The following is a 22,114-nucleotide window of genomic DNA, read 5'->3' on the forward strand; positions in this document are numbered from 1 at the left end:
CGGTAATCCTGCAGTTAGGATAACCCGGATCGGTCGATCCCCGGACTGAGCGGCGCTCATGACCGACCTTCCTGTACTGCCGATTCGCCGCCTTCCCTTGCGCGGTCGATTGCGCTCCTGATTTCAGCCGTTCGGTATCCGCGGACCTGCCGCATCTCGCCGTCTTCGCCGGTTACGCGGTCTCGTGTCGGCCGGCATCCCACCTCGGCCATCTGCTGCGCGAACGTCCGCGAGTCGACCTCCAGGACGTCCAGCAACTTGGCTGTCGGCACGAAGTCTCGGCCGTCTGGCCCGAGATCGTCTCCCAAGCATTCAACGAGCGATGCGAGCACCTCGGGCAGTTCGCCAGGCGACTGAGCCGCGACAGTCGCGTGACCTGCACCGATTGCCTTGACCGCGGCTGCATGGTCGAGCACCGGCATGGCGTCCTGCCCGGCCGCGTGCCCGGTGAGCGTCCCGGCCGCCTCTCGCAGCGTCCGGCCCTGCTCGCAGATGGTCCGCCAGTCCTCGTTCGGCATGTAGTACGTCCGAACCGTCATGGCCAGCACATCGGCGCCGGCTGACGTGTCGCCGTCCGGCCGGAGAATGCCCACGCCTTTGTGCGAGGGCAACAGCCGACTGGAGTCGAACCCGCGCGTGTTCATCTGCTCGCCAAGCACGATGTTCGAGTCGCGCCAGTCCATCACCCGCAGCGCGAACCGCGAGCCGAGCACCGCCCGCAGCCCGGAAGGGATCGTCTTCGAGTCCGGCCGCTGCGTGGCGAGAACGAGCACGATCCCGGCGGCCGGTCCCTTCTTCGCCAGCCACGTCAGCAGCTCGCCGACGTACTCGCCGGCGGTGAGCTTCTTCCCTTGCACGTCAACGGGCGTGCGGTCCTCCAGCGGAACCTGAACCTCGTCGATGAAGATGGCCGTGATGGGCATGTTCAGCGCCTTATCGCGGGACATCTCCGGCGTGACCTTCGATTCCGGGCACGTCAGGTCGTCCAAGTCGCGCATCCGCCGGAACCGCGACTGAACCTCTCCGACCAGCTCAATCAGCCAGTCCACGAGCGCCAGAACGTGTTCGGGTTCGTCGCCGGACATGAACCGGTGCGCCACCAGCCCGGCCGCGTCCCAGTCCTTCCCAGCCTTGAAGTCCGCCACGTACAGCCGCACCCATGCGTCCAGGATGAGCCCGGCAGCCGCGAGCCGGGCGGCGAAGGTCTTGCCCTGCCGGGGGATGGCGCCGACCAGCAGGGACGTCCACACCAGCGGCAGGTCAATCCGCCGGTCCCGCGCATCCCGTCCGAAGGGGATCGGCCGCCACGCGTCCCACTGCGCCACGCCGAGCAGCGGCGTCCGCAACGGCGGAGAGGCGTACGGGTCCTCATCCGCCACCCACATCGACACCCGTCCTGCATGTCCACCGTTGCCGCGGACTCGTTCGACGATCAACTGGACCTCATCGACGGCAAGCGCCGACGCGAGCGCGTCCCGGTTCTTCACCACGTCGGCCGCCTTGCGGGTGGCGGGAAGGTCGACGGTGACCGCCCACCCGTCGCCAACGCGCGTCGCGCGCTCGACCAGCCGCAACGCCTCGTCCTTGCCGATCAGCTTCGCGTCCCGGAACGCGTCCACCAGGACCTGCGGGTCCATCGTCCAGGTCAGCGTCCGCGGCCCGGCGAGCGCCGGCTTGCGGCCGGGACTGCCGTCCTTTTTGCGCCCGAGGATCGCGAGTGCCAAGGAGGCGGCGGCCCCGCCGATCCACAGAGGATCGGTGCCGTACACCAGGTCAACGACTGCCACCCCGACGGCCGCGACGACCAGGACGGCACCGGTCACCTTCCAGCGGAAGAGGGTGAGCGCCCGAATCTCCGTGAACTTGTCGGCCAACTTCTCCGACACCTCGGCCGCCGTCCGGTAGTCCCGGACGGTGACCCACCCGCGCCACCACCGCACCCCGACGACCAGTCCGCGAACAACCGCGCCGACGTACCGCCACGGCGACTTCACCAGCCTGACGACGGCGTCTTTGCTCGCCTGGACGGCCTGAGGCTTGCTCTTCAGCCACAACGGCACCCGCGGCGAGTGCCGCCACCACCGGACGAAGCGGTTCGTCTTCGGCTCCCGCCGACGCGGTTGAGGCAACGTGTCGTCGATCAACTCGCCGTCGAACACGGGATCGGCCTTGACCGGCAATGAGTCAGCCATTGCCCACCTCCGACCGCAACGCCCGCGCCAGCCGGGGCGACAGGCCCCGCGAGCAGCCGGTAGCCCGCCGCACCCACGCCGGCGTGATCTCGACGTCCGGCGTCCAGGTCTCCCGAGCGATAGCGAGGTAATCGGCGAACAGCACCCGTCGCCCGGTCTCCTGCTGAACGGGCCGCCGTTCGGCTGCGACCAGCACGGCATCGGTGAGCTTGTCCCGCAGGTCGGTGATCGCTTCGACGGCGACGAACACGACGAGCGGCGGCACCGAGTGCAGCACGATCGCCGCAGCCTCTCCGGCGGCAAAGGACGTCCAGGTGTTCATGACGTACGTGGCCGCGAGCGTGAACCACTTCGCCCGCCGCACCCAGAGGCCGGTCCGGACCTGGTACCGCGCGGTGACCTGTTCGGCCCGCAGAATCGCCAGCAGAACGAGCGAGACGGTCGGGTCCAGCACCCACGCGGCCAGCCACGGCAGCGACCCCGGCCGGGTGCCAGCCGACGCGAAGCCCTGGACGTTGGTCATCGTGAACGCCAGCCCGAGCACGATCCCGGACCAGCACATCCAGTCGACCTGCCGCCGCACTCGCTCGATCCGCAGCGCGACAACGTCCGGATCGGTCTGGTAGGCGCGCACCTCCGCGGCTTCGGCGGCGTCCTGCGCGAGCCGTTGCGCCCGGTTCATCGCCGACCACCCCGCTTCGACGTGTCGACGGTGGTCACCGTCATGGCACGAGTCAGCGCGTAGGACGCGAACAGCGCAGGCAACCCGAGCACGGCGAACAGCAGCCACGGGTTCCCCGGATGGGCGATCACGACCCACTGAACAGCGACGATCAGCCCGGCGTTGAACAACACCCGCCCGACCAGCGACACGAGCCGGGCGCCACTCCGAGCGGCTTCAGCAGCGGCCTTCGCCCGGCGGGAACCGGCCCGCCAGACCCAGAGCAGCACAAGCAGCACGCCGACACCGGCGAGAATCTGCGTGGGCGTCACGGTGAGTCCGTTCATCGCGCACCCCGATCGGTCCGTTCGCCGCGCCGCAGCCAGACGGGGTGCAGGGCGCGCCGATCGTCGTCGGTCATTCCGCCCCAGACGCCGACCGTGTCGAGGCCGGCCGTCCGCAACTCCAGTTCTAGGCACTCGTCCCGGACGGGGCACCCGCCGCACAGTCGCGCGGCCAGTTCTCCGTCACTGCTCGCGTCGGGTGGCCCGTCGTCCGGCGGAGGCCACATGCAGACTCCCTCGCTGGTCACGACGTTGGTCAGGACTTCGGTCGGAACCCAGCGCAGCCGGTCCAGCCGCCAGGCGATCCCGACCAACTGCAGGTCGTCGGCGCTCATGCGGCACCTCCGGCCTGACGCGACCCGAGCAGACGGGCCAGCTCGGCCGACGACACACGGAGCCCGGAACGGCAGCGGGTGGCGCGCAGTTCGTGCGTCCGGATCGCCCGGCTCACCGCAGCGCGGGAGACGCCGAGCAGCCAGGCCGCTTCTCGAATGGTGTGAAAGGTGATGCACGAGTTCATGAGAAAGACCAATCTGATGATTTCAATACTATGTTGTTGATTTCAGCTCTTCGGAGGGCGCGTTTGTTCGACGCGCCGCCGACGAAGTGCTAGGCGACGTGGTGAAGGCGCGAAGAACCGCTAATCTCGGCGCTGAGGCGGAGCGCGGAGGAATACGTGACGGAGGACTGGGCGGCAGTCGCCAAGGCCATCAACATGCGCGTGAACGAACTCGGTTGGCGACAACGCGAGCTGGCCGAGCGATCGCACGTGTCGCAGGCGATCGTGCGCGAGCTCCAGCACCACACGGTGGAGCGCCGCCGGAGCGCGCGCACGCTCGAAGCGCTGTCCACGACGCTGGGCTGGCACCCGCAACATCTGCTGGCCGTGCTGCAAAACCGCACCCCGCCGCACCCAGACGAGCCAGCCGACGACGGCGACCAGCTGTGGTCCAGACTGGACGCGCTGGAACAGCGCCTGGCCGAGATCACCGACCGGCTGGAGGACGTTCAAACGAGCCTCGCGACCGTGGTCGAGCACGTGAAGCCGAAGCGTTAGCGCAGGGCGATTCGGGCTGGTGAACCAGGTGATTTCCATACCTAGAATTCAAGGCCGAAACGACGTCCGATCCCATGCACAACCAGTGCAGAAGCAGTGCGCAACCACTGCATATCCGCTGCACAAGAGCGCTTTGGGGCAGCAATGAGCGGAGTGGGCGGCTGGACCGGACGGTCAGCGTCAGCGCTGCAATCCGCGTTGCGGCTGAGCAATGAGAAATTCGCCGAGAAACTCGGAATCGGCGCACGTACGGTCGCGTCCTGGCACCAGAAGCCGGACCTTCGCCCGCAGTCAGAGATGCAACAGGTCCTCGACACCGCGTATGAGCGAGCGTCGGACGCCGAGCGAGCCCGCTTCGCCGAGCTGACCGGCGACAGGCCGGCCGCCCACACCAGGCCGGACACGAAGGAAGCCGATCGACGACTGGCCGCTGACCCCCACATCGGCGCGGCCCTCGAATGGCTCGACCAGCACGCCTACCTGAGCCCTGGCGCCGCACGCCGCGCCGTCGCCGAGCAGGCCGCGCGCGTCGACGCGCAGGAGGCGTACGCCCGGGCCACTCGCCGCGCGTGGGTCGATCAGCGCGCCGTGACCGACGCACTCGCCGAGTACTACGGTCGACGTCACGGTGACCACGGCTTGTATGCCGGAAGCTGCGGCGAGCAGGCCGTGAACACCAGCATCCTGACCTGCGCTGATTGGCTCGATCTGGCGTGCGAGCTACGCCCGCCGCACGACGGGCTCACGATCGCGAGCGCCCGACCAGACCCGCGGGAAGTGCTCGACGAGCACGCGACGAGTGCAGCGGTTAACCGGCTGGCCGAGACGGTGGCCATGAACACGCGGCTCATGAACGCGCCGCTCTATCGACTGCTGAGCACGGACATCCGTGAACGCCACCTCGGCGGCACGTTCGGCGTCGACCACTTCGTCCACTACGCGCTGACGATGGACCTGCTCGAAGGCGAGCTGCTTGACGCGCTCGCGGCCGGCAACACGACGCCGCTGCCCCTGCGTGATCGCTACCTTCCAGACGTCGGCGCCATCCTGGACGTCGGCGGCCGACTCTGCGCAGGCGGAGCTCTCGCCTTGACGGCCATCGCTCGGCCGGCCGACCCGTACCGCGGCGAAGCGGACTACGTGCTCTTGGTCCAGGAACGTTCCGGCCACGTACTCAACGCTACGCGCCGGCTCGCCGTCATCCCGAAGGGTTTCCACCAGCCACTCACCGACGTGCGGCGAGAAACCCAGATCGGCGCCACCCTGCGCCGAGAGATGGAAGAAGAGCTGTTCGGCCGGCCGGACGCTGATAACACCGTCGCCGACACGCTGACCGCGGACCCGATGCACCCAACCAGGCTCACGGAGCCGATGCGCTGGCTCCTCGCCGGGCCCGACCGCCTACGGATGGAGTGCACCGGGTTCGGCCTGAACCTCGTGAGCGGCAACTACGAGTTCGCCAGCCTCATCGTCATCGACGACGAAGAATTCTGGACACGCTACGGCGGAGTGGTGGAAGCAAACTGGGAATCCGCGACTCTTCGTCAGTATTCGACTACTGATGCGGAACTCGTCACCGAGTTGTTGGGTGATGTAGCGTGGAGCAATGAAGGACTGTTCGCCATGACGCAAGGACTTCGACGCCTTGCGGAAATCGGCGGAGAGCGTGTGAAACTGCCCGCGATCGAATGGGAGATAGGCCAGTGAGCGACGGTTGGACCGCCGGCAACGCCAACGAGGACGCGGCCGACACGCGCGGCTGGTTGGTCGGCCACTTCATCGACCCGTCGCAGGGCGTTCGAGCTTCCAAAGACGTCGAAGTCAAGTGGGCCAACCATCCCGCGGGGGACAAGCGTCCCGAGTGGACTTCCGACGACCAGCGAACCACTCTCGTGATGCTGATCTTCGGCGAGTTCCGCGTAGAGGTCACCGGCGGCGGCAAGATTATGACGCGCCAGGGTGACTACGTGATGTGGGGGCCGGGAATCGACCATTCTTGGGAAGCGTTGGCGGATTCGGTCGTCCTGACCGTTCGCTGGCCTTCAGTAACCTAATTCGACGGCGGGAATCTTCACTCGATCACCGCCGATCTCGGCGAGCCGACGTAACCCCTGGAGAAATGCGAACAGTCCTTCGTTGCTCCAGTTTTCGTCACCGATCAGTTCGGTGACCAAGTCACCGTCGAGCGTCGAATACTGCTGTAGGCCGGCTGCCTCCCAGTTCGCCTCCACGTCGCCGCCGAACCGCGGCCAGAACTCCTCATCCTCGATCACGACCAGGCTGGCGAACTCGTAGTTCCCACTGACCAGGTTGAGCCCGAACCCGGTGCACTCCATCCGCAGCCGGCCGGGCTGCTCGGTCAGCCACCGCATCGGAGCGGAAAGCCTGGTCGGGTGCATGGGATCGGCGACTCTGAGGTCTCCGGCGGACCGGTCAACGTCGGTCCTGCCGAAAAGCTCCTCCTCAAGCTCACGGCGCAGTGTGACGCCGATCCGGGCGTCCGCTCGCCGGTCCGCGAGCGGTCCATGGAAGCTCTTCGGGATCACCGACAGACGGTTGGCCGTGTTCACGACCTGCGCGGACCGCTTCTGAACCAGCAGCACGAAGTCGGCATCACCGCGGAACGGGTCCGCCGGCCGTGCGATCGCGGTCAACGCCGGCACACCACCCGCGCAGAGGCGGCCGGGCAGGTCGAGCACCGCGGACACGTCGGGCAGTTGACGGTCCCGGAGCGGCATGCGACCTGGACGCGCGGCGCGACCGCTCGCCAGGTGCTCGGTCAACTCGCGCTCTAGCAGGTCCACGCCCAGTGCGTACTCGACGAACGACGCGATCCCAACCTTCGCCCGCAGCGCACCAGGCTGCGGGTCGACCTCGAGCAGCCGGTACAGAGGAACGTCGGTGATTCGAATGCCGGACGCTGTTGCGTCCGCGAGACGCTGCACGGCAGCTCGCTCATCAATCGCCGCCGGAGGCCGCGCGCCGCCACCCTCGAAGACAGTCCGCTCGCCCATAGCCGTCAGCGAGCAAGCGAGATCCAGCCACGTCGGCCGCGTGAGGACGCTGGTGATCACCTCCACCCGGCCGCAGCGCGCGGTGTACGGCCGGTGGTCGCTGGTCGGCGGCGCGTAGTAGTCAGCCAGGGCATCTGCGATGACGCTTCGCGGTGGATTCGGCCGGTCCCGAGTTGAGGCGGCTATGCCCGCGTACACCTGTTCACGGGTTCGCCCCAGCGGCCACCCGGCGTGCCGATCGAGCCACGTGAACACCGGCTCGAACGGGTCGTCCGGGCTGAACTCGCGCGTGACAGCGCTCGGACCGATCAGGGCATGCAACTCGTCTCGTGAACGACCGAGCACGCTCGCGAGCTTCGGCCAGAGGTAGGGGAGCGGCACGTAGTCGCCCGCCTCCCAGCGAGCAACGGTCGACCGGTCGACGTGCAGCGCGTCCGCCAAACCCTCTTGCGTGAAGCCGGCGACCTTCCGAGCTGAGATCAGCCCATCGCGACGTCGCCCTATGGGCATGGCCAACCTCCAACCCTGCGTGACCAGATCAATGTAGCAGCAGTAACTGCAGCTCAGACAGGCTAGTGCGCCACGCGCGCCACACAACTGCCGCACTGCTGCGCTGGCCGTGGAATCTGACTCCCGTTTGACTGATTTCATCAGTCGCGAGGTCGAAGGGAGGGGACGTGACAGGCACTGACTGCAGGTCGCTGCACGCAGGGCTCTACATCAGCTGGTACCGGTGCGTGCTGGACGGCCTGACACACGCGGTGACGGACGACGAGTTCCTGCGCGGCATCCGCCTTCAGCAAGGCCGGTACCACTCTCTCTGCGGCCACGAAGTGCTGATTCACTCCTGCCTGGCACCGGCCGACCGTTCATGTCCGACGTGTCGTGAACTCGTGAACGCCTCCGCGCGCGTCGCGGTGAGGCGACGATGACGCCGATCTCGCCCATATCGCGAACGGACCTCGACGCGCTGTTGCTCCAGCCGGTCCGTCTGTTCATCGCCTGCCTGCTCGCCGACACCAGTTGGCGTTCGCAACTCGCAGTCCAGCAGGCATTGGGGCTTCCCACGCCCGACCTTGACCTGCACATCGAGTTCTTGCGCGCGGCTGGCTACCTCCAGTGCCGTGCCGAACCCCGCGAACTCCGCCTGACCCCGTTGGGCTTGAAGCGGCTACTGGAGCACATCGGCGCCCTAAAGACGGTCGCGGCAACAGCTGGCGCCCTGGTCGCGGAAGTCCGAACTGCACTCCCCGGCGAGAGCCCGCCGTGACAGCTGGCCATCGCTAACCAGACCGTTCTAACCCGCAGTTCACGTGCACGCACCTGCTGCGAACAGCCCTCAGCAAGGATCTGAAGATGCCCAAGCCGGCTATATGTTCGCCCGCGACTGTTGCTGTCAGCAGCAGTTTGCGAGACGCCCGCGAGCGCCGCCGAATCGGTTTGCGGAGGCTGGCCGACAAGATCGGTGTTCGCCCCGCGACTCTCTCGGCGTGGGAGCTGGGCGTCAGAGTCGCGCCCGCGACGGCCGTGGCCTGGATCCTCGGATACCTTCGGGTGGAGTCGGCTGAGTACGACCGGGTGATGGCGCTCGCCCCGCACGCCGGCGACGCGAACCTGGTCGACTCGTCTGACGCGCAGCTAGGGCACCTGCTGTGGACGTACGAACAGCTCTCCAGCCGCGTCGTGGAGTGGGCACCGTCGGGCATTCCCGAGCTTCTCCAGACGCGGACGTATGCCGAACGAGTGCTCGACAAGGCCGTGGTAGAGGACGACCGAAGGGACATGGAGCAGCTGAGCCGCCAAGTCCGCCAGCAGGCACTGGATCGAGGGGACCGGCGTTACCTGTTCCTTATCGGTGGCCAGGCACTAAACGGCATGGACGACCTGCACAACGAGCAGATCGAGCACCTTCACGCGGCGGCGCAGCTCAAGCATGTGACTGTCCGGATTGTCCCGTTAACGGAGACCGCGCTGAAGTCGATCGGCGCCTTCACGATCTTCGAGGGTCGATCCGATCCGATCGCGGTGGTGCTCAGGCACCACCACTGCAACACCTACCTGACCGACCGCAAGGTCCTGAGCCGCTACCACGACACGGCAAGGGCCCTGCTGCGGCGCGCGTTCGACGAGCCAGCGAGCACGTCCGGCCTGGCCGCACCTGCGCTAATTCGAGCGACGCGGTGACGGCGGCCATCTATATCGACCCGCTTACGATCCTCCCGGTGATCGAAGGCGAGTGGCATCGAACCCGCTTGACGAAGATCCCGGCGCCCGGACAGGTCATAACGATGCTCTGCGGAGCCTCCGGCGCCGCGGTGTTCCAGCCATCCGGCGAGCGCCGGCAGCGCCGGATTCCTTGGCAGTGCGAACGCTGCGACACCATCTACCGACGTGATCAGGGCATTCCACCTCGGCAAGATCGGAACGGTCGCCCCTGAGCCATTGACCGCATACAGTGGCGAGACGTCGACCCTGCACGCGACTGCATTCTCGACGGTCGTCGGCACGGATGTGGCGGACCTGCCTCAGATGCGAATCGGCACCGCGAGACCCGTCCTGTGACGGCTGTGCTGGCTCCCGATGGACCCGGCACAGCCGTCACAGCGACATCTTCGCAGGCCAATCAACTTGGTGGCGGTCATAGCGTGTGTGACGGGTGACGACTCGCGGAGCGTACTGTGACGGCTAGCTCCGTGACATTTCGTGACAGTGGGTAGACCCACCGCGATGGGTATCACGAACTAGTCGCGAAAATTTGAGAAATCAACGTGCCGAACCGGTTGCGCGGTGGCGGCAAACGTCGCCCCGTTGCCAGTAGGCAACGCGCGTTCGGCGGCGTACCACAGCCAAGCGTGCCGCTAGTGCGCTCGCTGCGCACGGCTTGCCGCCGATCCTGTTCGTGCTGATCTACTGGGCTTGCTAGTCAACGCTAGACGGGGCCGTGGCTGCGTCGCGTCGCGCCGTGATGTCCGGCGAAGATCTTGGTGCCGGACTCGCCCAGTTGATCGCCATCGCCAAGTTGGTCAGCGTCAGTTACGCGACCGACGTTGCCCCGAGGCGTCGCGCCGCGGCCGGAGGTCTGTCGCGCCCAGTGTTGAGTTGACAGTTGTCACGGAATCTCTGGCTTATCGCGTGCTCGCCGGGTGACTCGATCTTGCTCGGCCACTTCGGGCGCGGCCCGAAGCTCGCCGGGAAGTGCGGGCGGGCGGCGGCGTCGCTCAGTTTGCCCATTGGACCCCGTGGCACACTTGTCACGAGGCGCTCGACCGCTTGGAACGTGCCACGGTCTCGGGGTGTCGGACACGATGTAGTCGCCGCCTGGCTCGCCGGCCGCTGAGCCGCAAGTACGATACCGCGTGTCGTTCGACGGATGCTGTCCAGAGAGTGCGCACAATGGAGTCATGTCGAGTTGGGTCTCATCTGTCGCGGCCGTGGCAGCAGCGGTGTTCAGCCTCGTCGCGGTCGTCTTGACTGCCCGACTCACGCGTACGACCCAGGTTCAGCAGTGGCGACGTGACTCAGCGATGCGCACAATGTCTCGAGTACTTGAGGCGACAACAGCATGTTCGCTTGCCTACTTTGAGCAGGCAAGAAGTCTTGATGCGCTGGACAGTGAACGCGATGCTCACGGAACGGCGGAAGCTTTTGATAACGCTAGGGAACGCCGACGGGAAGTCCTCCACGCGCTCGCTGACCTTGAATTGGTCGCAAGCAGACGCTGCATCGATGCGGCGTATCGAATTTGGTACTGGCTCGATCAACCGATGGCCATCTCACTGCGCGCCGGCGGCGGGGAAGGCAAGGTTCAAGCGTTCTGGGAACTCGCGGAAAACGTGGTTGAAGCACGTGAGAGTTTCGTTGCAGCCTGTCGAGTCGATCTTGGTATTGATCGTCGATTGAAGGTTTTGGACAACTCGCGCCGCGATGTCACGAAGCTGATTAGCGAGCCGCCATCCGATCCGAATGAGATTCCCTAGCGGTTGGAATATTTGAATCGGTCTGCAGGAACATTTTTAATAATGTTCGGCAGGGTGTGCGGTCGATGAGGTGGCGTTGACGAATTCGTTAACGAGCAATGTCGATCAGTCAAGATGTGTACTCCGTTGATCTGCCGCCGCTGAGTGGCGTCGTGTTCGGCCGGATGATTCCCATCGGCGTGTCCATGCTCGAACGACCCTTAAGACGGCCTCGGTCGAGTACTATGGCGCGGTGAACGAACCTAACGAACGGCTAGTCGAACAATGGAATGGCAAGCAGGACGCTCTCGTACTCCAGTATAACGAATTGGCCCTGTCAACTCTGGCAAATATGGTTGGAAGTGGCACGATTGATGTGGCTCCCCAATTTCAACGTCGAGATCGCTGGGCCACGGCGAAACAGTCCGCACTAATCGAGTCGTTCCTTATCAATCTTCCAATTCCACCGATCTACCTGTCGGAGGAAGCTGGCGGAAAGTTCTCCGTGATCGACGGTCGTCAAAGACTTACTGCTATTCGCATGTTCTTCGCGGATGAATTCCCGCTTGGGCGAACTGAGGAACTCCCGGAACTTGAGGGGTACCGGTACTCGACATTGCCACAGGAACTTCGAAGTGCGCTAGACATGCGACCATTGCGCTCTGTTACGTTGATGAGGCAGACAGATGCTGATATCAAATACATCGTTTTCCATCGACTGAACAGCGCTGGAGACGTCTTGAACTCGCAAGAGATCAGGAATGTTATTTATCGAGGGCCATTGAATGATATGATTTACAAGCTGGCAGAGATTTCCTTCTTGCGTAAGCAGCTGAAGATCGACAACGTTCAATCTAGCGCCTATAGGAAAATGCAAGATGTAGAGTTTGTCTTACGTTTTCTAACTTTGTCGGAGACGTGGCGCAAGTTTAGTGGTGACCTTGCTCCAAGTATGGACGACTTCATGGCCCGACGGCGCGAAGCAAGTCCAGCTGAATTGAAGAAATTCGAATCCCGATTTATTCGCGCCATCGAGGCGTGTCAGTCTATTTGGGGGCATCACGCTTTCCATCGCCCCGATGGTAATGGCTGGAGAGAACAAGCGCTAGCAGGATTATACGACGCGCAAATGATTGCAATGAATGAAATTACTGACCATGAAATCGCAAGCTTGGTTGCGCGAAAGGATGAAGCCACTCAAGTTCTTCGAAAGTTGTTCGATAATGAAGAGTTTGATAAGGCGGTTAGGACTGGAACTAATACCCCCGCGAGGATACAGACCCGGATTGAGGAACTAACAAAAACACTTCGCGAGCTGCTGGGCCGGTGACCGCACTGTGAGTAATGCTCGTACAAGATTTCTTGAGATAATGGACGGGGCGTATGCTGCTTCGCAGGCGAGTCTACTGTTGGATAGAGCCGGCTCCTCGTCGGTAGACGCACATGCCGCACGATTGCTACGGAACGGTCTTTCGGTCACTTGCTTCGCCGCATTTGAGGGATTTTTTCGCGAACGCACCTCAGAAATTGCAAGCTGGTTGACTTCGCAGGCGATTCCATATTCCCAGTATCCTCCAGGGATTCAAACGGCAGCGCTTCGACGAGGTACTGATGTACTGCAGGCGCTTATGAAAAGAGATCCTGCGTCCAACGAAGTGCAGCAGGCCGTCATCGAATTGGGAGAGTCCTGGAGTCGGAGACATGGTGGATCTGGGTGGAGACTTCCGCATGCTGCACTGCTTTGGCCAGGTAGCAATCTGGGTGCTGGAGAAACGATTCAAATTCTAGCTTCTTTTGGAGTCGCGGCTAGTTGGCCAGATTTTGTGAGTGTCGCAGAAGCGGGAGGATTCACAAACTTGCCAACAAAGAATCTATTTGACGAGATCGCCTCCAGGAGGCACTTTAGTGCGCATAGCTCCTCGTATGATGCTGATATACTGTTGCTGCGCGCAACTCCAGATAATTTGAAGGCTTTTGCGTTCTCGCTCGACTGCTTGCTCTCTCATGCCGCCCGAGCAATCGCTCGACGAATTCCAGTTGGAAAGGGGCGGAATGCTCTTGCGCTAACGCGCCTTGACGAATCTAAGGGGCGGGGCGGCTGGGAAGAGTATGCGGGCCCAGTCTCAACAAAGGGAAATCCTGTATCTATTCATAAAGATCTAAATGAGGCCATCAATAAATTCATGGCCTCGTCGAGTGCTCCTTCGGATGTGCTACTTGTTAGAAAATGGAATGGTATCGAACATGAAGTTGCAACTTGGTACACTACAGGGGTGTAGAAGCGGGAACTTGAATGCTCAAAACCAACGATTTGGGCACGCCAGAGGGCGGATGTGGAGCTGTCGACGATTACATAGGCGGACGGTCGAACTCAGTCACCTAACCTTCTGTTGAGTTGCCTGCGCGATGATCACTGGTCAAGTGCAGGCTAGTGAAACCATCACTACAAGTCAGAGCTATGGCACTCTAAGTGCCCTGCGGCGTGTCGTGCTCCTGTGTCACGACAGGAACTCAGACGCGTCAGGCGCGTACAGTACGTCGGGCTCCGTCGTCGGCCAGTGATCGGGGAGATTGGTCAAGCGCGTCGGAGGTGGTTCATGCACTTCGGCTTTTAATGAGCGCGTTGGCCAGGCGCAGATGTCGTGGATCGCCACAAAGGTTACCTCGTCCACGAGAGCTGGCTTTGTCCCCCCGACCAGCCCATTTCGTCGATGGCCTGCCTGGATCACGACGGTTAGCAGGAGCCATTGTTCTGGCGTCATGCCGGTTCCACCCCTGCAACCCGATCGACCGGGCTTCTCGAGGATCCCGACCACCGTCCGGGCGATCCACTAGTGTCTCGTTCGGTGCCGGTTGCCGTCCCGGTCGGCGTTCGACGGATATGAGACGCCGCGCGCGTTCAACTCAGGCGATGCCGGCCATGCTGTCCGGCGCCAGCGGCTCGTTACGCCTGTTATCTTATATCTGGTTACTTTGAAGCTGGTTTGAACCCGCTCGGCTGCACGCTCGCCCACGTCGCAACGACTAATTTCAGAAAAGCGTCTCCTCGGGTTCGGGAGACGGCGGCGACTGCGTGGGCGAGCTGAATGCCGGCGAATGCGGCGGACGAACCGATCACACCTAACTCCTGTAAAATCTCCAGATGGCCACAAGGCAATCGCGGGGATTGTGCCATCAAGCTTCGTTCCACGAGAGAATCCAGCTCCGAACGAATAGTCTTTCCTCGAGGAATTCGATAGGTGCGCCATCGGCCCTCGACCTGGCGCTTGTAGTAATCGATGCTTCCCGCCGACAGTTGAAGGCCAAGGTCGGCTGCGACCCTAACGACGGCCGAACGCACGCTCTCAGCACTGCGCTGCCGCCACGCCCGGCGATCGCTTTCGCGCTGCTGAACGATCATTGCGACGTCAGCCAGGTCGGATAGCGCATCGACCAGTTGTGCAATCAGTTTTTCTGCGCACAGCGCCCACTCATTTGGCTTGGTGGGTGACCGGGCGCCGCAGGCTTCGTATTGCCATTCACTGAGGGCGCGGACGGCTGGCTTGTTTGTGGAGTGCTGATGGGCGGTTCGAATATCTTTCAGTGTCGCCCAGAAAGTTCGTGCGAGAGGTGCAACCTGGTGTGCTGTTCCTAACAGGAAGCCGACGTCCACGCCCCATTTTTCGTGCCATTGCATATACACCTGAGAAACGAGCGCCTTGAAGGTGGCTAGGTTATCAATGGATTCTGGTAAGAAATCCTGTGGGAAAGGTTCTAATGGTTCACTTGTGGATAACAGTTTATACTGCGACAGTCGCATTAATTCGGCTTCGAGGCGGTTAATTTCATCCGGCATAGCGTTTCCCGCCGTCCGAGCGGCGCGGTCCGCGTGCAGGGTCGGCAAGTGCTCCCCGCATATTGAAGGCGATGTGGAAGTCCGGGAGCGTCTCGCCGCGCTGTGGCGGCTCAAAGACGGTGAACCGTCTGGGAATAAACGCTACCTCGATGGAGAGATTATCCAACCAAACCTTGCCGCGTCGGCCATCCGGCGAGGTCCACGTGACGCGTCCGCTGTGCAGTTGCGGCTCACCATTCTCTGTGGAAGCAAGGTACGTCGCAACAACCCGTGACGACAATTCGACGGTTCGGCGGTCAAGATCCTGAAATATGGCCTCTGACTGTCGGTACTGTCCGAGATGGAAGAGGGCGAGGCCATGTAAGAACTCGAGGCGGTACTGATCGAAGGATGCGGTTGAGGAGATGGACTGCACCAGCCCGATGCAATCGCTCCAGTCTTGGGTGGAGAATGCTAGTACTTCCCGTTCGCCACGGAGAAATTTCTTGCCGGTTTTCAGCTCCCAGAAAAGATCGAGCAGTAGGCGGGAGCACCGCCAGTCTTCCCGGATTTCAGGCGGCCCGTTGAGGAGGTTGTGCACAGCTGCTTGCTTTCCCTTACGGCCCTTCTCGGCATCAATTCGAGCGAGGAAGAAGAACGCGGCGGGGTCGTTGTTTGACCTCAGCGATTCTAGGTGTCGCTCCTCAAGTGCCGAGTCGTTTAGCAGTCGTGCCATGTCTTTCTGTCGGAGATCGTATAGAGCGCGTTGACTCGGGCTTAACCCTTCGGAGTCTACGGAATCCAGGGATGCCGTGGCATTAGCAAGCATGTCCACACGTAGTGAATCGTCGAGTTTCGCGTTCTCCAGGGCCTTGGAAGTCGTCCACGCCACGACATCCACTGGGTAGTAGTTTTCTGGGTCGATCTGTCGCGCGGCTAATGCGGACCGAGTGACATCCTTCATCAGCGCTGACAGATGCGCGCCATCCGCTGTCGGCGACTGTGCGTACACCTGTGTGCCGATCGTGCTCCCGAGTTCCACTAGTAAATTACGCTTTGCCATCCCGGATAGCTCAGCGTCCTGAATGGTCTCCTCGAGAAGATGTTGGGTGTCTACAAGAAGTGCTAGCCGCGCGGTCTGATCATTTTTATCATCCCCATGCTCCCGCTTTGTGTACTCGCGGGTCAAATTCGCCTCGGCGAGCACTAAGCGATGGTGGGCGCTGCCGAGCTCCTCTCGGAGGGTTTTGAAAGCGACGGCTAGTTCCAGCCAATGATGAGAGTACTTGTTGGCGTCGGCCGACTTGTGGCCAATCTTGTCGACGAGAGTGACAATGAAGTCGACCTCGACTCCACCCCATTTTGATTGATCCGGCCGCAAGTTCTCGATCATCTCGCACATTATCCCGATCTCAGCCGCAGTGTTGAGGTCCTCTCGGGCAAGAAGCTCGGCCTCAAGTTGCGTTCGGACCCCCAGCACTTGCTCGCCGTTAGTATCCTCCTCCCATCGGAAGAGATCGAAGTTCGAAACGATCTCTGCAAGGTGACTCCAGCCGGCGCGCCCGATGACCCGGAGGACCAGCTCAAGCGGAATACTTAAGCCCCACTTTCCAGCTACCAGCACGACTGCTGTCAACTGTTCGGCGACGCTCCGTTCGGCGAATGAAAGGTTGATCAGCTCTTCGTGGGGTCTCTCGGATGGGCGGAGCGAATTGATATCGTAGCCAGCGTCAGCCAGTGCTCGGGCAAGTGCGGTCAACTCGACCCGATCGGGGCTTCCTTCCTTGGCTAATCTTTCAAATGCGGTCTCGTAATGCCGGGCTTCCCTTGTGAGACCACGTTGAATGCTGAATTGTGAGTCGGGAATAAGGCGGTACAGCATCGCGAGGAAGGACGAGTGTACATCATTTCCGCCGCTGCTGGGAAGGTGCAGTCCGAATCGTCCTAGCCATTTCCTGGCTTTTTTGATCTCCTCTTTAGAGAGGCTTACGTCGACTGCGAGGTTTCGAGTTGCCTTCCCTGGAACGCGGTAGCTGCTGCCTACGATCAGAACGCGACGTCCCCGTGCGCGCAGCTTATTTTGCAGTGAGTAATAGTCGTCATCTTCGACCATGCCGTCCCAAATCAGCACGGTCGGCAACCCGGCCACCTCTTCGGCCCATAGGGCAAACCGGTCAATATCGGCCGCAGCGGGGCGGTCGCCGCGTCTTGCCTGATGTAGGACTGCGGCCTGGCCGCTGCGTGCCACGTCCAATGCCAAGCCGCACAGTGCGAGACTCTTCCCGGTCGCGGTTTGTCCCGCCAGTATGATCGGATCGAAAGTCGAAAAGTCGTTGAGACCTTGCATCACGCGCTGAAATAGGTCGTCTTCGAAGTCTCGGCGTAGCTTGTAGTCGCTCGCAACCGCTTTGAATGGCGGTGCGCCGTCGCTGTAGCCGATCAGATTCCGAAATCGCTCGTATTCGATCGCAGGAGATGCCATGGGGAATGGCTCAAGTGCACTCGTGTCGATAGGTCGGGCGGCACTGATGACTTGGTTCCATGTGCCAATGTCTAACTCGACAAAACCATGCCTTGTTGGGATTAGTCTACGGCCGGCTCCGCGTTCGGCGGCAGAGATAATTAATCTGCCATCGTCCTCCGCGTCGCGGAGGACCTGAGCAAGAGAATCAGCATGTGTGTTTAAGTGGCCACGCTCGATGGCGGCTTGGACGAATTTGTCTTTCAGTAATTCGGGTGTTACGGAGAAGAGGTGAGCCTGGTTTGCTCCAAGCTTTGTCAGGAAGATGAACAGGTCCTTGGTTGTCAACCAGTCGTCGACCTGATAACCGTCGATAACCACGACGCCGCGCGGGGTCACCAAGCGGTCAGCTAGCACACCTAACGTCTCGCCTGCCCGGGCAGTCGCCTCGACCTCGGCGACTAGGCCGGTCGGTGGGCGCTCGTCTTCCGGAAGGAAAGTCGCACCGAATAGGTGACGGATATGCAGGTCGGTTGCGCTCCGCGGATTTCTTCCGAGCTGGGGGACACCGATGGATCTAACTCGGCGCCAGCTCGTGGTGAAGGCCTGCTCAAGCGCGGAGTCGATGCGCGAGGTAAAGACACCATTCCATGAGAACTCGGCAACGTTGGCGAGCTGCTCCGGCGTGTCCGCGTTGCTCAATACCTCTGCTGCGCGCTGGTACTCCTCGGTGGCACTTCCCAGTGGGGGTGTCGTCGGCAGCCCCTCGGGCCCGTCGTCTGTCCAACATGAGGAAGCCTGCCCAAGCAGCAGGAATGCAGGTCCCACGACAAGGCGGGGCAGGAGGGCTTGAAGAGATTCGTCCATACCCTGTCCTCATGCTCGGCTGGTCGGATCGGTCAGCCTAAAGCATGGCACGGTGTGTTGCCAGAACGAGGCGAGGACGCGCGGTGGTGCCCTCTGTGTTGATGTGAACAGAGTGGTGGCCGAATAGGGTGCGTCGGCTGAAGGGTTACTACATTAAGTTACTAACGACTACGTGTGGTAGTCGACCTGCTGTAGAGCGGCCTCCTGACGGCGCCCAGTGCGGTGCCGGCTGTCGTACGCGAGTCGTGCGCTTCCCATGGACAGCAGCACCTCGCCGGCTGCTTTTAAGGCCGTCCGGGCAATTGCAGTCGTGTAGATAGCGAGCAAGATCGTCCTCGGACACTCAATTACCCCATAGAGTCGCGAGTCGGGGCGAGGTCAGAGTAACAGCAGCTGGTCGCCGACGGTTTTGTCTATCGTGGCAAGTGTGCAGCGTGGACCGCATGCCTTGACTACTTGTGTCGGGCCGCCACACTTGATCGTTAGGTCGTTCGATCTCAGGTAGTCGGCGATCGTGGCTCCATCGTCACCGACAGTCTCGGCGAATCGCGCACGGAGATCGTTGAGTAGGTGGTCTTCGCGGACGTAGACGTTCTTGGCGAGTTCTGGTGGGCGGTTGCGGGCACTGGTGTGACCGTGGCGGCAGCGGTAGCCCGGGCGGCCGTTCACCCAGTGTGAATCCAGCCGGCGGCCGCACACCTGACATTGCACCAGGCCCGCCAGCACGTACGTCCTGGTATGGCCGTGCTGGGTGGGTCGAGCTGAGCGCATGCCCTGCACGGCCAGGAACGTCGTCTCGTCCACGAGCGCTTGATGCGTCACCTTGTCCGACTTGGCCCAACCTGGTGCCGCCGACGGTCGGGTGGGAACACCGTGGTGGGCCGGGCCGGTTGTTCTGGCGCCGTGCCGGTTCCACACCTGCCGCCGCGTGTACCGCGGGTTCTCGAGGATCCCGACCATCGTCCGGACGATCCACTCGTGCTTCGTCCGGTGGCGGTTGCGGTGCCGGTCGGCATTCGACGGGCACGGGACGCCGCGGTCGTTCAGCTCCCGCGCGATCCCGGCGACGCTGCGTCCGGTGGCTCGTTGCTGGAAGATCCACCGCACCCATGGTGCGGTAGTCGGATCGGGTTCCAGGCGGTGCAGGCGGCGGCCCCAGCTCGCGTGGGGCCGGTTCGGGTGGGGACCGGCATCGGCCAGGCGGTAGCCGTAGGGTGGCCGGCCGCCGAGGAACCTGCCTTGAACACGGGCTTGGACGCCCATCGCGGCCAGTACTCGGTGCCGGGCCCGCAGTACCTCGCGGCGTGATTGGGATCCGAGCAGGAGCATCAGTGCCTGGTGCACCGGGTCATCGAGGTTGACCGGACCGTCCGCTTCGGGGAGCCACAGCTCGATACCTTGCGCCTGGAGTGCGGTCAGCACGGCGTTGAACTGGTCGCCGTAAAACGCGCGCTCGTACTCGCCGATCACGACAGCATCGAACGAACGGTTCGGTGCTGCCGCGGCTGCCATCAGCTGGGCCGCGGCCGGCCGTTCGCCCCAGGACAGCCGGCGTGAGAACCCTTCGTCAAAGAACTCAGCCACGATCACACCGCGCCGGCGGACCGTCTCCTCGGCAACCTCGCGCTGCCACCCCAACGACGTCTCCCGATCCTGGAACTCGACCGTGGACATCCGCCCGTAGAACGCGAACCTCAGCCCATGGCCCTCGACGGCCTGTCGGCGGCGCCGGGCACCGGCTCGGCGCGGGGAGACTGCGCGTGTCGTGGTGTCTCTGCGAGCTGAGCTGATCATCGTGCACCTCGGTGCTTGAGGTGGTTCGGGTCGAGGGCGGAACGCGGTCGCCCGGTACCGATGACGAGCTTGGGGTTGATCTGCACTCGAATGGCCGCATTGCCGCGCGTATCACGAGTGTTGCACCGTAAGTGGTCGACCTTTGTCCGTGGGTAGCCGTCGGGGAGGCGTCGGATGTCGACCTTGGTGCTCTATACGCCGCAGAATCGGCTGCTCGACCTGGCCAGGCTCACCGAACGTGACTTCGCGCTGATCAGCTCGCTGCAATACAAGATCAAGCGCGGTGACCGAATCTTGCTCTGTCAGAGGGCTGCGCACGAGGACGAGGGAGCCGAGATGTTCGTTCGGCTCAAGAAGGGACGTTACGCTGCAGTGCACTTCCGAGGGAGCGCGTGCACGCAAACCCACGAAATCTCCGTGGAGTCCCCGGAGCATCGACGCCAGAAGGACTATTGGCAGCGGGCTGCCGAGGATGCTGGTTACCGAACGTCACAGGAGGTGCGGACTGGGGCTGGCACGATCCTTGACGTGGCGATCGACGGTCCTCGCCGAACGGGTATCGAGGTCCAGCGTTCGCAGCTGCAGTCTCGGTTGGCCAAGTCGCGGACCACGAAGTCTTTCCGGGCCGGCTGGCTGCCGGTCTGGTTTTTGGACTCCGACCGGACACCACCGTGGTTTCACGAAGTCCCGGCACTCGGCTGCAACAAACTTCCGTGGAGTTCGCTGCCGCCGAGGCGGTCCGCTACGGCGCTGGGGCCGAGCCGGTTCGTTGCGCGTGCCTGCACCGTCATGAATTTCGGGACCTGCCCGAACGGCACGAAGAAGCGTCCGAAGCCTCACTGCCGGGAGTATCACCCGTATCGCGAGCCGTGGCCGGGGCTGACCGTCGATGACGTCGCAGCCATGCTTCCCGCCGAGCAGATCGTGCCGATGCGGGCGCTGCGGGGTGACGTCCACCTTGTCGCACCCGAGACCTTGACTTGGTTCGAGGAGCTGACCGGACAGAACGGCGCGTACTTCCCGGACATCCGTCGTCCTCGAGGTGGGCGAGCCGCGTCAAGTGCGTTCTGCGTCAATCCAGTCCACGACCAGCAGATCGTCGAACGAACCTGTTTCAAGTGCGATCGTGCCCCGGCCGGTCCCGGCGGCGTGCTGTGCCTCGCTTGCACGCGCGCCATGGAGAGCCGTCCGGCCCGGGACTACTACAAGTCGCTGCCGAATTGAGCCTGCGATGCGGGCCAACCAGATTCAATTGAAGCACCGCCAGCCCATCGCGTATAACGCTCTATTCATGGGCCCTTCGTTCGCACGCCGAAAGCCACGAATGTCGGCGCCGTCTCCGGGTACTGGGACTTCTCCAGTTCGGCTGCGGGCGGTGGCATGCGCCCGGGTGTCGGTACCAGGCTGCGGATGATGCACCCGGGTGCCCTGGCATCGTCCTTCGTGAACGCCGGCCGACGTGACTGGCATCTCGTCGGCCGGCGTTCCTGGACCTACTGACGTACGACTCCGACCTGCTGGGCCAGCTGCTCGGCGTTGATGTCGAGCCACTTGTAGCTGATGCTGTTCCACAGGTCGCAGTGCTGTGCGGCCGCGAACGCGGCCGAGGTCACCGTCGAACTGCCGCCGAGCTGGAAGACCATCGCCCGCTGGTCCTTGACGCGCGGCCACTCCGCCTGTCCGGCCGTGTCCGGGGTGCCCTGGCGGACGAACGCTCCCCAGTACCGGACCATCAGGCCGAGGCCGAGCGGCTCGGCATCCGGGCCACGACCCTGCTCGTCGAAGCCGACCGGGTCGGCCTGCACGCCCTGGTGGACCTCGTCGCCGACCAGCGGCTGGCCCCCGTAATCGACGCGACCTTCCCGCTGTCAGAGGCTGGAAAAGCCCAAGAAACCAAGCCCAGCCGGGGAAAGAACGTCTTGACGCTCGCCTGATCAGAAAGGAACTCCTGCAG

The 22,114-nt window shown here is 63.0% G+C and carries 20 protein-coding genes; 10 read left to right on the forward strand and 10 right to left on the reverse strand.

Features of this window, described 5'->3' with window-relative positions:
- Positions 1-56: 56 nt before the first annotated feature.
- The 5 genes from ACERZO_RS18005 to ACERZO_RS18025 are packed head-to-tail and all read right to left on the reverse strand — an operon-like array spanning position 57 to position 3,717.
- A complete protein-coding gene (locus ACERZO_RS18005; protein WP_372665825.1) occupies positions 57-2,192 on the reverse strand; it encodes a cell division protein FtsK in 2,136 nt (711 codons plus the stop codon).
- Positions 2,185-2,874, reverse strand: a complete 690-nt coding sequence (locus ACERZO_RS18010; RefSeq protein WP_372665826.1) for a hypothetical protein — start codon at positions 2,872-2,874, stop codon at positions 2,185-2,187. Before ACERZO_RS18010 ends, ACERZO_RS18005 begins: the two co-directional genes overlap by 8 nt.
- On the reverse strand, positions 2,871-3,200 hold the full coding sequence (locus ACERZO_RS18015; protein ID WP_191309814.1) for a hypothetical protein: 330 nt from the start codon (positions 3,198-3,200) through the stop codon (positions 2,871-2,873). The genes ACERZO_RS18010 and ACERZO_RS18015 overlap by 4 nt, the downstream gene beginning before the upstream one ends.
- Positions 3,197-3,532, reverse strand: a complete 336-nt coding sequence (locus ACERZO_RS18020) for a WhiB family transcriptional regulator (RefSeq protein WP_372665827.1) — start codon at positions 3,530-3,532, stop codon at positions 3,197-3,199. The genes ACERZO_RS18015 and ACERZO_RS18020 overlap by 4 nt, the downstream gene beginning before the upstream one ends.
- The gene (locus ACERZO_RS18025; RefSeq protein ID WP_372666417.1) at positions 3,529-3,717 is read right to left on the reverse strand and encodes a helix-turn-helix domain-containing protein; all 189 of its coding nucleotides are present in this window, start codon (positions 3,715-3,717) and stop codon (positions 3,529-3,531) included. The genes ACERZO_RS18020 and ACERZO_RS18025 overlap by 4 nt, the downstream gene beginning before the upstream one ends.
- A gap of 156 nt (positions 3,718-3,873) precedes the next feature.
- On the opposite strand from ACERZO_RS18025, the gene ACERZO_RS18030 reads away from it, so the two are divergent.
- From ACERZO_RS18030 to ACERZO_RS18040, 3 genes are all read left to right on the forward strand, one after another.
- Positions 3,874-4,254 (forward strand): helix-turn-helix domain-containing protein, encoded by a 381-nt coding sequence (locus ACERZO_RS18030; protein WP_372665828.1) that lies wholly within the window; start codon positions 3,874-3,876, stop codon positions 4,252-4,254.
- A gap of 144 nt (positions 4,255-4,398) precedes the next feature.
- Positions 4,399-5,961 carry a transcriptional regulator gene (locus ACERZO_RS18035; RefSeq protein WP_372665829.1) on the forward strand — a complete coding sequence of 521 codons (1,563 nt, stop codon included), beginning with the start codon at positions 4,399-4,401 and terminating at the stop codon, positions 5,959-5,961.
- The gene (locus tag ACERZO_RS18040; RefSeq protein WP_372665830.1) at positions 5,943-6,308 is read left to right on the forward strand and encodes a signal peptidase I; all 366 of its coding nucleotides are present in this window, start codon (positions 5,943-5,945) and stop codon (positions 6,306-6,308) included. The genes ACERZO_RS18035 and ACERZO_RS18040 overlap by 19 nt, the downstream gene beginning before the upstream one ends.
- On the opposite strand, the gene ACERZO_RS18045 is transcribed toward ACERZO_RS18040, so the two are convergent.
- A complete protein-coding gene (locus ACERZO_RS18045; RefSeq protein WP_372665831.1) occupies positions 6,297-7,778 on the reverse strand; it encodes a helix-turn-helix transcriptional regulator in 1,482 nt (493 codons plus the stop codon). The genes ACERZO_RS18040 and ACERZO_RS18045 overlap by 12 nt on opposite strands.
- A 418-nt stretch (positions 7,779-8,196) precedes the next feature.
- On the opposite strand from ACERZO_RS18045, the gene ACERZO_RS18050 reads away from it, so the two are divergent.
- The 5 genes from ACERZO_RS18050 (at position 8,197) to ACERZO_RS18070 (ending at position 13,503) form a co-directional block, all read left to right on the forward strand.
- Positions 8,197-8,538, forward strand: a complete 342-nt coding sequence (locus ACERZO_RS18050) for a MarR family transcriptional regulator (RefSeq protein WP_372665832.1) — start codon at positions 8,197-8,199, stop codon at positions 8,536-8,538.
- 86 nt (positions 8,539-8,624) lie between these two features.
- Complete coding sequence (locus ACERZO_RS18055) at positions 8,625-9,452, forward strand: Scr1 family TA system antitoxin-like transcriptional regulator (RefSeq protein ID WP_372665833.1); 828 nt, start codon at positions 8,625-8,627, stop codon at positions 9,450-9,452.
- A gap of 1,217 nt (positions 9,453-10,669) precedes the next feature.
- Positions 10,670-11,245 carry a hypothetical protein gene (locus tag ACERZO_RS18060; protein WP_372665834.1) on the forward strand — a complete coding sequence of 192 codons (576 nt, stop codon included), beginning with the start codon at positions 10,670-10,672 and terminating at the stop codon, positions 11,243-11,245.
- A gap of 232 nt (positions 11,246-11,477) precedes the next feature.
- Positions 11,478-12,554, forward strand: coding sequence for a DUF262 domain-containing protein (locus ACERZO_RS18065; protein WP_372665835.1), 1,077 nt, complete (start codon positions 11,478-11,480; stop codon positions 12,552-12,554).
- Positions 12,555-12,594: 40 nt separating this feature from the next.
- A complete protein-coding gene (locus tag ACERZO_RS18070) occupies positions 12,595-13,503 on the forward strand; it encodes a hypothetical protein (RefSeq protein ID WP_372665836.1) in 909 nt (302 codons plus the stop codon).
- A gap of 689 nt (positions 13,504-14,192) precedes the next feature.
- Here the strand turns inward: ACERZO_RS18070 and ACERZO_RS18075 are convergent.
- The 3 genes from ACERZO_RS18075 to ACERZO_RS18085 all read right to left on the reverse strand — a co-directional run bounded on the left by ACERZO_RS18075 (position 14,193) and on the right by ACERZO_RS18085 (position 20,064).
- On the reverse strand, positions 14,193-15,059 hold the full coding sequence (locus tag ACERZO_RS18075) for a hypothetical protein (RefSeq protein ID WP_372665837.1): 867 nt from the start codon (positions 15,057-15,059) through the stop codon (positions 14,193-14,195).
- Positions 15,049-18,366, reverse strand: a complete 3,318-nt coding sequence (locus ACERZO_RS18080; protein WP_372665838.1) for a hypothetical protein — start codon at positions 18,364-18,366, stop codon at positions 15,049-15,051. The genes ACERZO_RS18075 and ACERZO_RS18080 overlap by 11 nt, the downstream gene beginning before the upstream one ends.
- A 378-nt stretch (positions 18,367-18,744) precedes the next feature.
- On the reverse strand, positions 18,745-20,064 hold the full coding sequence (locus tag ACERZO_RS18085; RefSeq protein WP_372666418.1) for a recombinase family protein: 1,320 nt from the start codon (positions 20,062-20,064) through the stop codon (positions 18,745-18,747).
- Positions 20,065-20,334: 270 nt separating this feature from the next.
- Here ACERZO_RS18085 and ACERZO_RS18090 point away from each other — a divergent pair, with 270 nt between their 5' ends.
- Positions 20,335-21,384, forward strand: coding sequence for a hypothetical protein (locus ACERZO_RS18090; protein WP_372665839.1), 1,050 nt, complete (start codon positions 20,335-20,337; stop codon positions 21,382-21,384).
- A gap of 269 nt (positions 21,385-21,653) precedes the next feature.
- Here the strand turns inward: ACERZO_RS18090 and ACERZO_RS18095 are convergent, their stop codons facing one another.
- Positions 21,654-21,965, reverse strand: coding sequence for a hypothetical protein (locus tag ACERZO_RS18095; protein WP_372666431.1), 312 nt, complete (start codon positions 21,963-21,965; stop codon positions 21,654-21,656).
- Between ACERZO_RS18095 and ACERZO_RS18100 the strand changes: the two genes are divergently transcribed.
- Entirely contained in the window at positions 21,933-22,094 is a 162-nt protein-coding gene (locus ACERZO_RS18100) for a hypothetical protein (protein ID WP_372666419.1), read from the forward strand. The genes ACERZO_RS18095 and ACERZO_RS18100 overlap by 33 nt on opposite strands.
- Positions 22,095-22,114: the final 20 nt, after the last annotated feature.

Origin of the sequence: Amycolatopsis kentuckyensis (assembly GCF_041679295.1) — a bacterium.
In the GTDB taxonomy this organism is placed as follows: domain Bacteria; phylum Actinomycetota; class Actinomycetes; order Mycobacteriales; family Pseudonocardiaceae; genus Amycolatopsis; species Amycolatopsis kentuckyensis_A.